We start from the raw sequence: 12,700 nt of genomic DNA on the forward strand, positions 1-12,700 counted from the left end.
CCTCCGGGCCGGAGCCGCCGTGCAGGCTTTCAAGCCGGCGCCGCCCCCGCGGTGCCGGCTTTTCTGTGCGCGTCCCACCGGTTCGCCAGATCGACGAAGCCTGCCACCGGGATTTCCTCGGCCCGCGCCGTCTCGACAAGCCCGGCCGCGGCCAGCAGGATGCCGGGCTCGGGCGTCAACGCCTTGAGGCTCTGACGCAGCATCTTCCGGCGTTGGCCGAAGGCCGCGCGGGTGACGGCTTCCAGCGCACCGGCGCGGCAGGGCAAAGGCTCCGCCCGCGGCACAAGCCGCACCACGCTCGACGTCACCTTCGGTGGCGGCACGAACGCCGAAGGGCTCACGTCGAACAGGATCTCGGCCTGGGTCCGCCAGCCGCAGAGCACGCCGAGCCGGCCGTAATCGGCCCGCTCCTCGGGACTGGCGACGATGCGCTCGGCGACTTCCCGCTGGAACATCAGCACGGCCTGATCCCACCAGGGCGGCCAGGCTTCACCGTCGAGCCAGCCGGTGAGCAGCGCCGTGCCGACATTGTAGGGCAGGTTGGCGACGATCCGGGCGGGCCCATCGCCCACCAGCGGCCGCGGATCGAAGGCGAGGGCGTCGGCGTCGACCACCTCGAGGCGTCCCGGATAATGGGCGGCGATCTCGGCGAGCGCCGGCAGGGCGCGCGGGTCGCGCTCGATCGCCACGACGCGGGCGGCGCCCTCGGCGAGGAGCGCGCGCGTCAGGCCGCCCGGACCGGGGCCGACCTCCACCACGGTCACACCCGCGAGGGGACCCGCTGCCCGGGCGATCCGCCCGGTCAGGTTGAGGTCGTACAGGAAGTTCTGGCCGAGCGCCTTCTTCGGCTCCAGGCCGTGGCGGGCAACGACGTCGCGCAGCGGCGGAAGACCGTCCCCTGCGCTCATGATGGCTCTCTCACAGCTCGTCCTCGGCGTCGAAGTGGTGGGCGCCCGGGGATCGCGGCCGCCCGGCATAGACGCTGAACGGAATGATTTCGGCACCGCCCAACGGACTGCTTCGCAGCGCCGCGTTGGCGGCCAGCCGATCGGCGAGGCGCAAAGCCGCCACGAGGCTGTCGGGCCGGGCGATGCCCTGACCGGCGATATCGAAGGCCGTGCCGTGGTCCGGTGAGGTCCGCACGAAGGGCAGGCCGAGGGTGACGTTCACGCCGTCGTCGAACGCGATGGTCTTGATCGGGATCAGGGCCTGGTCGTGCGTGGGCGCGAGGGCGACGTCGTAGGTGGTCCGGGCGCGGGCGTGGAACAGGGTGTCGGCCGGGAGCGGCCCGCGGATGTCGATGCCCTGTGCCCGCAGCCGCGCCACCGCGGGGGCGAGGACGTCGCGGTCTTCATGGCCGATCGTCCCAGCCTCGCCCGCATGCGGGTTGAAGCCCGCGAGGACGAGGCGCGGCTCCGGCAGACCGAACCGGTCGCGCAGGTCCCGGGCGACGATCAAGGCGGTCTCCTCGACGAGGTCCTGGGTGAGGAGAGCCGGCACGTCCTTCAGCGGCACGTGGATCGTCACCGGAACCACCGAGAGCTCCGGGCTCCAGATCATCATCACAGGCCTGGGCGGCGTCTGGCCGGGCGGGACCGAGAGGGCGGCCAGGAACTCGGTGTGGCCCGGATGGGCGAACCCCGTCCGGGTCAGCACGAACTTGGCGATGGGGTTGGTGACCACTGCGCTCGCGCGTCCGGCCTTCACGAACGCCACCGCCGCCGTGATCGACTCGATGGTCGCGCCGGCATTGACGGAATCGGGCACGCCCGGCTCGGCGGCGACGCGGGCGCCGCTCGGCAGCGACACCACCGGGAGGGCGCGCGGGAACACCTCGGCGGCGGTCTCGGGATCGACCTCGGCCACCGGAACGGGGCGGCCGAGGCGGTGGGCGAGGCGCTCGACGAAGTCCGGATCGGCCACGAGGAAGAACGGCGGCAGCGGCTCCGTGCCGCCCCGTCCGAGCCACGCGCTGAGCGCCAGCTCCGGACCGATGCCGGCAGGATCTCCGAGGGTGAGGGCGAGGGGCGGCATGGGCGGTCTATAGCGCCGGCGGGCCGCGGGCGCATCCTCGGCGCCACGGGTCCGAGCCGCCGGGGAGCGCGGGTCCACGGATAGTGGCTCCCGAGGCCCACAGACGCGGAGAGCGGGACTTTACCGCACCGAGGCGATGCCGTCCGCGGTGGTGGCGGTGCCGACGTTCTGGCGCAGATCCGCCTCACCCAGCGTCTTGAGTTCGACCCGCAGCAGGACGGTCTGGTTGCGCTCGCGGACGCCGGTGGCCGTCGCGATCGGGGAATTGATGTAGTTCAGCGAGACGGTGGTGCATTCGTCCTGATAGCCGCCGCCGAAGCTCGCCCCCGAGAGATAGAAGCGCCCCGGATTCTGGTAGATCGGCACGGTTCCGATCGGGTTCGCCAGATAGGAGCTCAGGGCATCCGTATAGGTGTTGCGCACGTCCAGGTAGTGCGTGAGGTCGACGAGCAGCGAGCCCGACACGAACCAGTTCGGCGTGATGTTGTAGGTCGCGGACGCCGTGACGCCTTCGCGATAATGGCTGTAGCCGAGCAGCGGCTGCGCCTCGTAGTAGGAATAGAAAGCCGACAGCGTCAGCGGCGCGAACGGCGCGAATCGTGCCGTCACGCCGGTCTCGAACCGCGCCACGTGGAAGTCGGCCTGGTTGAACCGGGCACGGCTGATGAACGTGATGTTCTGGTTCGGCGAGACCTGGAACCGGCCGACGAAGTCCGATCGCTGCGTCTCGAGCCCGGAATCCAGGCCGGTATTGGCGATGTCGCCGCGACGGAACGAGTTGACGCCCGCGAGCTGGATCGACTCGCCGAACAGCACGTTCGCGTACCAGCCCGACGGGGTCACGACGGAGTACTGGCCGCCGAGATTGGTGCGCACGCCGCCTTCGACCCGGTCGTAGCCCGAGAACTTGTCCCATTCGAACAGCGACGTGTCGTCGAAGACGAGGCTCTGCGCGTCCTCGTTCGGCAGGCGGCCGATCCGGGTCTCCGACGGGCGCGCGATGATCTGGCCGATCGGCTCCAGGGTGTGGACGCCGAGCGCGCCGAAATTGGCGACGAACGGGTAGCGGTAATCGAGGCCGATCGCCGGCATGACCCGGCCGGCGAAGCCGTCGTCGATCTTCGCCACCTGCGGCGCGAGATCGTTCTGGTAGCCGGAGAAGCTCGGATTGGTGAAGAACGCGTCGGTGCGCAGATACGCGAACGGCGTGAACTTCTGGCCCCAGTCGTCGATGAAGCTGCGGCGCCAGGACAGTTCCGCGGAGGCGCGGGTGTTGGTGCCGGCGAGCCCGTCGATCGCGCAGAGGCCGCGCTGGAAGACCGTGCAGGTCTGGTAGAGCGGGAAGCTGACGCCGTTGACGCTCGGCGAGAACAGGTAGCTCGAGGTCCGTGGCAGGCCCTGGTACTGCGTGGTCTCGCGGGTCAGGCTGGTGATGTTCGCCTGGAAGCGGACCTCGCCGCCGATCTCCGAGGGACCGTTGACCCGCTTGTCGTAGTCGATCACCGGGGCGACGATCGGCTGCTGCTTCTGCCAGTCGAAGCTCGACAGGCCCTTGAAGTAGTAGCCCCGCGCCTCGAACCACGAGCGGTCGCCCTGGCCGATCAGGTACGCCGTCGAGGTCGCCTCACGGAAATAGTCCGTGGTGATGTTCTGGTTGCGGATCCGGTAATTGTCGAGGAACCACTTGTCGGTGACGCCGACGAGGTCCCAGCCCGTACGCCAGCGCGGGTTGATGTAGAACCGGCCCTGCGACTCCACCGAGCCGCGGAAATCGCGCTCGCCGGCGCCGAGGGGGCTCGGCAGGAAGGCCGAGGGCGTCGTCTGCGAGATGCCCGAAAGGCGGATGTTGTAGAAGCCGTTGTCGATCCGCTGGCGGAACTCGCCCTGCGCGAGCAGGCCCTGCCGGCTGAGCAGCGTCGGCGTCACCGTCAGATCGTAGTTCGGCGCCAGATTGATGAAGTAGGGAAGCGACACGCCGTTGCCGAGGGCGGTCGTCGTGATGAAGCGCGGCGTCAGGAAGCCGGTCTTGCGCTTCACCGTCGGATCCGGCGCCTCGAAATACGGCAGGTAGGCCACCGGGATCCCGGCGATCTCGAGCGTCGAGTCGTCGAAGTAGACCGTGTGGGTCTCGTTGTCGTGGATGATCTTCTTCGCCTTGATCTGCCACAGCGGCGGCGTCTCAGGGTTGTCCTTGCACGGCTCGCAGGCCGTGTAGCTGCCGGATTCGAAGCTCGTCTGCTCGCCGTTCAGGCGCTCGGCCCGCGGCGCGGAGAACCGGGTGCGCACGGTCTCGAACTTGCGCTGGACGGTCTGCTGGCCGCGGAAGGCATCCACGAAGCCGGTCTTGAAGTCGTCGGTGAGCTCCATGCGCGCGCCGGTCACGACGCCGCCATCGGCCTCGGTGAGGCGGACATTGCCCTCGGCGAAGACCCGGCCGGAAGTCCGGTCGTAGCGCACGCGGTCGGCCTGCAGGGTCCGGGGCCCGTAATGCAGCTCGGCGTTGCCCCGCGCCGTCACGGTGCCGTGGTCGTTGTCGTAGATCAGCTCGTCAGCTTCGACGAGGAGCTTGTCGCCGGGCTTGCCGGCCGTCACGGCGGGCAGGCCCTGGGCATGGGCGGACAGGCCCCCCGCCAGCGGCGCGGCGAGCGCCAGCACAGCTCGGAAACCAGCCTTCCGCAGGATGTCGGCGACCTTACGCAACGCGCGTCCCAACCCCTGTGACGTCTGCCGCCACCAACCTCAACACCCGTCTCCCGTCCCGCGAAGGCTCGCGGAAGTCAGCCGTCTTCCTGGTACAGAAGCGTGAGCGTACCGAGAAGACTGCCTACCACGGCCGGGAACCAGGCCGCCACCGGTGCGGCGACGAGTCCGGACGCCCCGAGCCCCTCCATGACCTGTCGGACCACGTAGAGAGCGAAGCCGGCCGCGACGCCACCGAGCACGAGTTTTCCGACACCACCAAAGCGGAAGAACCGTAAGGAAACGGTTGCGGCGACGATGACCATGGCCACGAACAGCACCGGCCTTGCCCACAGGACATCGTACTGGAGCCGGTATCGGGTGGCGTCCAAACCGGCCCGCTCGGTCCGCGCGATCGTTGTGGGAAGTTGCCAGAAAGGCACAGATTCGGGGGGCGTGAACCCCTGACGCACCTGTGCGGGGTCGAGGTTCGAGGCGATCAGGTAGGTGTCGAACGACTCAGGGGGCGTGTCCGGTGTGAGAACGCGCACATCGGAGAGTTCCCAGTAGCCGTCGTGCAGCGTGGCGCGGGCCGCGACGAGCTGCTCGGCGAACTTGCCGGCCGCGTCGAAGGTGAAGACCGACACGCCGGCGAGGGTGGTCGTGCCCTCGATGGCGGTCTCGGCGCGGAGGATCGCCTCGCCGTCGAGGCCCTTCTGGCGGATCCAGAGGTCCTTGCCCGAACTCACCTTGGTGGATTTGGCGAAGATCTTCGCCTCGATCTCGGTGGAGCGCTGTTTCAGCAGCGCCGAGACCGGGTTGTAGACGCCGACGGCCAGCGCACCGAGGGTGAGGGCCACGAAGAAGCCGGGCTGCAGGAACTGCCACGCCGAGATCCCGGCCGCCCGCGCGACCACCAGTTCCAGCTTGCGCGAGAGCTGGAGCAGGGCCGCCATGGAGCCGAACAGGATCGCGAAAGGCAGGACGCCCTCGGCCACCGCGGGGGTGCGATAGAGCGAGAGCTGCGCCATCAGCCCCGCGGAGGCGCCCTGGGCCTCGCCAGCGCGGCGGAGGAGCTCGACGAAGTCCAGGGTGTAGACCAGGGCGAACACGGTGACGAACACGCCGAGCACCGTGCGGAGGAACCGGGCGGCGAAATACCGCCCGAGGGTGGGGCCGATCAGCATCATCGGGTTCAGGCCGCCGGCGCCAGGCGCGGGCCGCGGAACAGGCCGCGCACGATGCGGGCCAGGGCGGCGTTGAATGCGCGGACCCGCGGTCCGAAGAAGATCAGGAGGCTCGACAGGACGATCGCCAGAAGCGGCACGCCGTAGACCGCCCCCACGGCCGCCGGGCTGCGCGCGGCGGCGCTGACCGCCGCGAAGCCGCCGATGCGCAGGGCCACCACGGCGAGGATTGCCCCGGCGACCGCGACGCCGCGCCCCTGCCGTGTCGTGCGTGGGTCGCCCAGCGCCGCGAAGGCGATGAAGACCAGGGCCAGCGGGTAGAGACAGGCGGAAAGCCGGTCGTGCAGCTCCGCCCGGAATCGGCCCTTCTGCAGCTTGTAGTAGCCTTCGGTCGTGTCGGGGAACAGGAGCTGCGCCGTCGATCGCTCCCGGGGCTTGTAGATCGTGTCGGAATCCGGGGGCGCGAAGGCGGCGAGGTCGATCGTGTAGCGCTCGAAGGTCAGGATCGACGAATCGCGGGAATCCTTCTGCTGCTGATGGACGCTGCCGTTCTCCAGGATCAGATAGCTCTGTCCATCGACGTCGGCCGCGTTGCCGCGCTCGGCGAGGTAGACCTTCGTCTTCCCGGCCTCACGCCGGTCCTGGATGAACAGCCCCTTCAGGGTGCCCCCCGGGCCGCGCTCGCGGAAGTGGAAGGTGATGCCGTTGTCGAGCTGGGTGAACTGCCCCTCCTTGACGACGTTCGCGATGAAGTCGCCGCGGACCCGGGTGATCACGTCGCGCAGCTCCTGGAAGCTCGCGGGCATCACCACCACCACCAGGAATCCCACCAGGAAGCTGACGAACAGCGCCAGGGTCAGGAAGGGGCGCAGGAGCGAGCGGGGCGGCATCCCGGCCGCCGACATGACGATCAGCTCGGAATCGCCGTTCAACTTGTTGAGGGCGTAGATCGTGCCGATGAACAGGGCGACGGGGGCGATCACCACCACGAGGGTCGGCAGGGACAGGCCCGTGACGAAGAGGAAGACCAGCAGCGTCTGGCCCTTGGCGGTCACGAGGTCGAGCTCGCGCAGGGCCTGCGTCAGCCAGATCGTGCCCGTCAGCCCGATCAGGCAGGCGAGGGTGGCGCCCAGGGCGATCCGAAAGATGTAGCGCTCGATCTGCCTCATCGGCCCGGCAGTCCCGCTTCAGCATCGTCCCGAAAGGTGGTGCCGGCTTTCGGGCAAAGACGATGCGAATCCAAAGCTCGAGGCCGTCGTGCCGGATCCTTCAAATCCGGCATGATGGTCCCATCCTCTTGCGCCCTCGGAGCGGCAGGGACCCGACAAAAGGGGCGATTCCAGGGCTGTCACGCCGCGTTGCGTTCTCCGTCTCAGCGGCTACACAGAGCGGATGGCCCGCGCCTCGGCGCGCGGGTACGTAGTACGGCTCCGGGATAACGGGCAGGGCGACGGGTATGGCGGACGGTATCGAGATCGGTTTCGGTCCCCTGGAGCAGAGCGGCCACGGCCCCGGCGGATCCGGCGATCTCGTGGTCTTCGTCGGCGACGACCTGTCGCTCGGATCGGCGGCCCGGGAAGTGCTCGGCGCCTCCGGGGCGGATCTCGTGGCCCGCGCCGCGGCCTCCGAGAAGTTCAAGGGCCGCGCGCTCAGCGCGCTGACGCTGCCGGCCCCTTCGGGCGTCGGCGCCGACCGCCTCGTGGTCGTGGGCCTCGGCTCCGAGAAGGATCGGGCCAAGACCGACTGGCCGGCGCTCGGCGGCTTCACCGCCGGCAAGGTGGCGGGGCGGACCGCCCGGGTCGTGCTCGACTGGCCCGGCACGACGGTCACGGCGACGCAGGCCGGCGAGTTCGCCCTCGGCGCGCGCCTGCGGACCTACGCGTTCGACCGCTACAAGACCAAGAAGAAGCCCGACGCCGACGACAAGTCCGTCACCGCGCTGACCCTGCTGCTCGCCGATCACGGCGCGGCCGCCCGCGAGGGCGAGGGCGCCCGGAGCCTGTCAGACGGCGTGATCCTGGCGCGCGACCTCGTGAACGAGCCGCCGAACGTGCTCTTCCCGGCGGAATTCGCCCGCCGCGCCTCGGAACTCGCCAAGCTCGGCGTCGAGATCGAGGTGCTGGAGCCGGCCCGGATGCGGGAACTCGGCATGGGCGCGCTGCTCGCGGTGGCGCAGGGCTCGGCCCGCGAGCCGCGGATCGTGATCATGCGCTGGAACGGCGGCCCCGCGGCGGAGCCGCCCGTGGCCCTCATCGGCAAGGGCGTCGTGTTCGATTCCGGCGGCGTCTCGATCAAGCCCGGCGGCGGCATGGAGGACATGAAAGGCGACATGGGCGGCGCGGCCGCCGTGGTCGGTGCCCTGCATGCCCTCGCCGCGCGCAAGGCGCGCTGCAACGTGGTTGGCGCCATCGGCATCGTGGAGAACATGCCGGATGGCGGCTCCTACCGCCCCTCCGACATCCTGACCTCCATGTCCGGCCAGACCATCGAGGTGATCAATACCGACGCCGAGGGCCGGTTGGTGCTGGCCGACGTGATCACCCACGTCATCCGCAGCACCAAGCCGAAGGCGCTGGTCGACCTCGCGACGCTGACGGGCGCGATCATCGTGGCGCTGGGCCAGGACATCGCCGGCATGTTCTCGAACGACGACACGCTGGCGGGCAACATCCACGCCGCCGGCGAGGCGACCGGCGAGAAGGTCTGGCGGATGCCGCTGATCCCGGCCTACGACAAGGCGATCGATTCGAAGTTCGCCGACATGAAGAACACCGGCGGCCGTCACGGCGGCGCCGCCACCGCGGCCTCGTTCATCAAGCGCTATGTTGAGGACGTGCCGTGGGCGCATCTCGACATCGCGGGCGTGGCGATGTCGTCGAACGCCAGCGAGATCAACCGCAGCTGGGGCGCGGGCTGGGGCGTGCGCCTCCTCGACCGGCTGATTCGCGACCATTACGAGGCCCGCTAAGGCGGCCGCGACGGTCCAGACGCCGCGCGCCGGTCCGGGCAATCTCAGCATGGCCGCACACGCCAACGCCGCGCGCGATCGGGCCGATCCGGGTGACGGGACGTCCGGAGGCCGCGTCGGCGGCCTCCTCCTGGCAGCCGTCGGGCCGATTCTCGCCATGCTGGCCGCCCTGGCGCTCGTCGCCGTCACCGGCCTGAGCCAGCGTGGTTCCGTGCCGGAGGCCCTCGAGCCCTGGATCTTCGGCTACTTCATCGGCCGCTACCCGCTCTTCGCCTTCGCGCTGGTCTACGGGCTGGGGCATCTCGCGCGCGCGGCGGCGGAGCCGGGTCCCGCCTCCGTCCCGCGCCGGGTCCTGTTCGGCCTCGCGGGGGCGGCCGCCCTTCTCGCCGCCGGGCTCTATCCCACCTTCGGCGGCCTCATCCTGCGCGGTGCCTTCGCCACCGGCGGCATGGCGTTCCTCACGCATCAGCCCCTGTGGCTGGCTTTCGGACTCGGCGCCGCTGTGGGTGCCCTGCTGTTCGGCGGCGTCCTCGGGCTGTTCGCGGTCGCGGCCAACCGCCCCCTGCGGCCGCGCCTGCGCCGGATCGGATTCGGAGCGCTCGCCTTCCTGGCCCTGTGGTTCGGCGCGATCCTGATCGGCCTCGCCGGCGACCTAGGCGTCGGCCCCTGGCCGCGCCGGGCGATGCGACCGGAGGAGGCCGCGCTCGCCGCGGGCCTGCTGATCGCCGCTGCTCTGCCCCACACCGCTCTGGCGACATTGCGCCGGCATCGTCGGGGCGTCTGAGCCCCCTGCCTTGCGGGCCGGCCTCCGTTCCCGCAGAGTCTGCGCGACAGGCGTAGCGAGACCCGGCCACCGAGAGTCGGGCCCGCGGGAGGCATCGCGATGCACGAGGCGAACGTGATCGAGCACGGCGCTCAAGCCGCTACGGCCGGCGCGTTGCCGGCCACGCCAAGCGGCGGGTCCTCCGACCGACCCTGGCTGGCCTCCTACCCGTCCCGGGTTCCGGCGGAGATCGACGTCGCGGCCCTCGGGACCCTGGTCGGCCTGTTCGAATCCAGCATGGCCGCCTTCGCCGACCGGCCGGCGATGCTGTGCTTCGGCTCGACCATGACCTACGCGACCCTCGGCCAGCAGGCGCGCGACCTCGCGGCCTGGCTGCGCGGACAGGGCCTGGCAAAGGGCGACCGGGTTGCGATCATGCTGCCGAACGTCCCGGCCTATGCGGTCGCGATCTTCGGCGTTCTCTTGGCGGGCGGGACGGTGGTCAACACCAACCCTCTCTACACACCCCGGGAATGCGCGCAGCAGATCAACGATTCCGGTGCGCGGATCCTGATCGTCCTGGAGAATTTCGGCGCCACGGTCGCGGCAGCCCTGCCGGACGTCGCCCTGGAGCGGGTCGTCCTCGTGGGCCCGGGCGACGGGCTCGGGCTCAAGGGCCACGTGATCACGCTCGCCAGCCGGCATGTGCGCAAGGCCGTGCCGCCGTTCCGCCTTCCGGAGGGCCTCGCGATCCCCTTCGCCACCGTCCTGCGCCGGGGCCGGTCGATGCCGCGGGCGACGGTCCCGGTCGAACCGGAGGACCTCGCCTTCCTGCAATATACCGGCGGCACCACGGGCATCGCCAAGGCGGCGATGCTGAGCCACCGCAACATCATGGCGAATGTCGAGCAGTCGCAGCTCTGGTTCAACTCGAAGGATCCGAGCGTCCCGCGCTGCGTGGTCACGGCCCTGCCGCTCTACCACATCTTCGCGCTCACGGCGTGCTTCTTCCAGTTCATGCGCAGCGGCGGATCCTGCCTCCTGATCCCCAATCCGCGCGATTGCGACGGCATGGTCAAGACGCTGAGCCGCACCCGCTTCACCCACCTGATGGGCGTGAACACCCTGTTCAACGTGCTGATCAACCACCCGAAGATCGGCACGGTGGATTTCGCCAACCTCGACTTCGTGGTCGGCGGCGGGACCGCCGTGCAGCGGGCGGTCGCCGAGCGCTGGAAGGCGCTGACCGGCAACACGATCATCGAGGGCTACGGCCTATCCGAGACCTCCCCGGTCGTGTGCGTCAATCCGCACGGCATGCGGGATTTCTCGGGCACGATCGGCTACCCGCTGCCCTCCACCGAGGTCTCGATCCGCGACGTCGCCGGCGAACCGGTCCCGATCGGGCAGCCCGGCGAGATCTGCGTGCGCGGCCCGCAGGTGATGCGCGGCTACTGGAACCGACCGGAGGAGACGGCCCGGGCGATGACGGCGGACGGGTTCTTCCGGACGGGCGACGTGGCGATCCTGCAGGCGGACGGCCAGATCCGGATCGTCGACCGGATGAAGGACATGATCCTGGTCTCCGGCTTCAACGTCTATCCCAACGAGGTCGAGGACGTCCTGGCGGCCCACCCCGCCGTGCTCGAATGCGCGGTGGTCGGCGCACCGAGCGAGGAAACCGGCGAGATGGTGGTGGCCCACGTGGTCCTGAAGGATTCGTCGGTCTCCCCCGAGGCACTCCGGGCGTATGCGCGCACCCAGCTCACCGGCTACAAGGTGCCCCGCCGCGTGGTGTTCCACGAGACGCTGCCCAAGACCAATGTCGGCAAGGTGCTGCGGCGGATGCTCCGCGACGAGACTCCGCCGGCCTGAGCTCGGCCGATCGTCGGGCGCCCGCCTGCGTCCAGGTGCCGCTCACCTGCGGCGTAACGCCGGGATGCGGGTCGCCGAAAGGTGAGGCTGCGGCGCTTGCGCCCCTGTCGGCTGCGGCCGATCTGTGGGTTGTGCGCGCAGGACATCCGAGGAGACGGCCATGTTGATCAAGCGCAAGCGCGGTTGGGAGATTCCGGAGCATCTGGCGACGCCGGAGGCCGTCTTCATCAACCGGCGGGCCCTGATCGGCGGTGCGGCCGGGCTCGCGGCCGGCTCGCTCCTCGGCCCCCGTCAGGCCCTGGCGGCCGCAGGCGACCCGTCGCTCTATCCGGCGCCACAGAACCCGGCCTACACCCTCGACCGGCCCCTGACGCCCGAGCGCTTCAGCGCCGACTACAACAATTTCTACGAGTTCGGCACGTCGAAGACGGTGCTACCGGCAGCAAATGCCCTCAAGACGCAACCCTGGACCCTGAAGATCGACGGCCTCGTGGAGAAGCCGTTCGAGATCGGCGTCGACGACCTGATCCGGAAGGTGGGTCTGGAGGAGCGGCTCTACCGCCACCGCTGCGTCGAGGCGTGGTCCATGGCGGCGCCCTGGACAGGCTTCCCGCTGGCGAAGCTCGTGGCGCTCGCCAAGCCCGCCTCGGGCGCGAAGTACATCCGCTTCGAGACCTTCATGGACAAGGCGATGGCCCCGGGCCAGCGGGCCTTCTTCTACCCCTGGCCCTACACGGAGGGCCTGACATTGGCCGAGGCCGGCAACGACCTCGCCTTCATGGTGACGGGGGTCTACGGCAAGCCGCTGCCCAACCAGTTCGGGGCGCCGATCCGCGTCGCGGTGCCGTGGAAATACGGGTTCAAGTCGGCCAAGTCGCTGGTGAAGATCTCCTTCACCGCCGACCGGCCGAAGACCTTCTGGGAGGGGCTGCAGGCCTCCGAGTACGGCTTCTGGGCCAACGTGAACCCGGCCGTGCCGCATCCGCGCTGGAGCCAGGCCACGGAGCGGGTACTCGGGACCGACCAGCGGGTGCCGACGCTGATCTACAACGGCTACGGCGAGCAGGTCGCCGGCCTCTACAAGGGCCTCGAAGGCGAACGCCTGTTCGTGTGAGGGGCTGCTCGGCGACACCCCCTCAGGCAAACCCGCCCGAGCCTCGCCCCACCGGGCGGGGCTTCAGATCCGTGTCGTCA

General features: G+C 70.0%; 9 protein-coding genes. 4 read left to right on the top strand and 5 right to left on the bottom strand.

The features are described 5' to 3' along the window. Nucleotides 1–29 precede the first annotated feature (29 nt). The 5 genes from rsmA to lptF all read right to left on the bottom strand — a co-directional run bounded on the left by rsmA (nucleotide 30) and on the right by lptF (nucleotide 7,069). Entirely contained in the window at nucleotides 30–908 is an 879-nt protein-coding gene (gene rsmA / locus BM396_RS02625) for a 16S rRNA (adenine(1518)-N(6)/adenine(1519)-N(6))-dimethyltransferase RsmA (RefSeq protein WP_043355983.1), read from the bottom strand. A gap of 10 nt (nucleotides 909–918) precedes the next feature. Then, nucleotides 919–2,034 carry a 4-hydroxythreonine-4-phosphate dehydrogenase PdxA gene (gene pdxA, locus BM396_RS02630; protein WP_043383228.1) on the bottom strand — a complete coding sequence of 372 codons (1,116 nt, stop codon included), beginning with the start codon at nucleotides 2,032–2,034 and terminating at the stop codon, nucleotides 919–921. A 120-nt stretch (nucleotides 2,035–2,154) separates the two neighbouring features. Then, complete coding sequence (locus BM396_RS02635; RefSeq protein ID WP_051976088.1) at nucleotides 2,155–4,734, bottom strand: LPS-assembly protein LptD; 2,580 nt, start codon at nucleotides 4,732–4,734, stop codon at nucleotides 2,155–2,157. Nucleotides 4,735–4,811: 77 nt separating this feature from the next. Continuing rightward, a complete protein-coding gene (gene lptG / locus BM396_RS02640) occupies nucleotides 4,812–5,900 on the bottom strand; it encodes an LPS export ABC transporter permease LptG (protein WP_043383368.1) in 1,089 nt (362 codons plus the stop codon). A gap of 8 nt (nucleotides 5,901–5,908) precedes the next feature. Then, nucleotides 5,909–7,069, bottom strand: coding sequence for an LPS export ABC transporter permease LptF (gene lptF, locus BM396_RS02645; protein ID WP_043383234.1), 1,161 nt, complete (start codon nucleotides 7,067–7,069; stop codon nucleotides 5,909–5,911). 287 nt (nucleotides 7,070–7,356) lie between these two features. Here lptF and BM396_RS02650 point away from each other — a divergent pair, with 287 nt between their 5' ends. The 4 genes from BM396_RS02650 to msrP all read left to right on the top strand — a co-directional run bounded on the left by BM396_RS02650 (nucleotide 7,357) and on the right by msrP (nucleotide 12,620). Further along, a complete protein-coding gene (locus tag BM396_RS02650) occupies nucleotides 7,357–8,868 on the top strand; it encodes a leucyl aminopeptidase (protein WP_043383236.1) in 1,512 nt (503 codons plus the stop codon). Between the two features lie 49 nt (nucleotides 8,869–8,917). Further along, nucleotides 8,918–9,652: a hypothetical protein gene (locus BM396_RS02655; protein ID WP_043383238.1), complete on the top strand. Its 735-nt coding sequence runs from the start codon at nucleotides 8,918–8,920 to the stop codon at nucleotides 9,650–9,652. A gap of 99 nt (nucleotides 9,653–9,751) precedes the next feature. Further along, nucleotides 9,752–11,506: an AMP-binding protein gene (locus tag BM396_RS02660; protein WP_170867459.1), complete on the top strand. Its 1,755-nt coding sequence runs from the start codon at nucleotides 9,752–9,754 to the stop codon at nucleotides 11,504–11,506. A gap of 160 nt (nucleotides 11,507–11,666) precedes the next feature. After that, entirely contained in the window at nucleotides 11,667–12,620 is a 954-nt protein-coding gene (gene msrP / locus BM396_RS02665) for a protein-methionine-sulfoxide reductase catalytic subunit MsrP (RefSeq protein WP_043383242.1), read from the top strand. The last annotated feature ends 80 nt before the right edge of the window (nucleotides 12,621–12,700 follow it).

Origin of the sequence: Methylobacterium sp. UNCCL125, from assembly GCF_900116795.1 — a bacterium.
In the GTDB taxonomy this organism is placed as follows: domain Bacteria; phylum Pseudomonadota; class Alphaproteobacteria; order Rhizobiales; family Beijerinckiaceae; genus Methylobacterium; species Methylobacterium fujisawaense.

Coding starts and splice junctions, on each gene's coding strand:
- rsmA (WP_043355983.1), bottom strand. CDS start 908: ATGAGCGCAGGGGACGGTCTTCCGCCGCTGCGCGACGTCGTTGCCCGC.
- msrP (WP_043383242.1), top strand. CDS start 11,667: ATGTTGATCAAGCGCAAGCGCGGTTGGGAGATTCCGGAGCATCTGGCG.
- BM396_RS02660 (WP_170867459.1), top strand. CDS start 9,752: ATGCACGAGGCGAACGTGATCGAGCACGGCGCTCAAGCCGCTACGGCC.
- pdxA (WP_043383228.1), bottom strand. CDS start 2,034: ATGCCGCCCCTCGCCCTCACCCTCGGAGATCCTGCCGGCATCGGTCCG.
- lptG (WP_043383368.1), bottom strand. CDS start 5,900: ATGCTGATCGGCCCCACCCTCGGGCGGTATTTCGCCGCCCGGTTCCTC.
- BM396_RS02655 (WP_043383238.1), top strand. CDS start 8,918: ATGGCCGCACACGCCAACGCCGCGCGCGATCGGGCCGATCCGGGTGAC.
- BM396_RS02650 (WP_043383236.1), top strand. CDS start 7,357: ATGGCGGACGGTATCGAGATCGGTTTCGGTCCCCTGGAGCAGAGCGGC.
- lptF (WP_043383234.1), bottom strand. CDS start 7,069: ATGAGGCAGATCGAGCGCTACATCTTTCGGATCGCCCTGGGCGCCACC.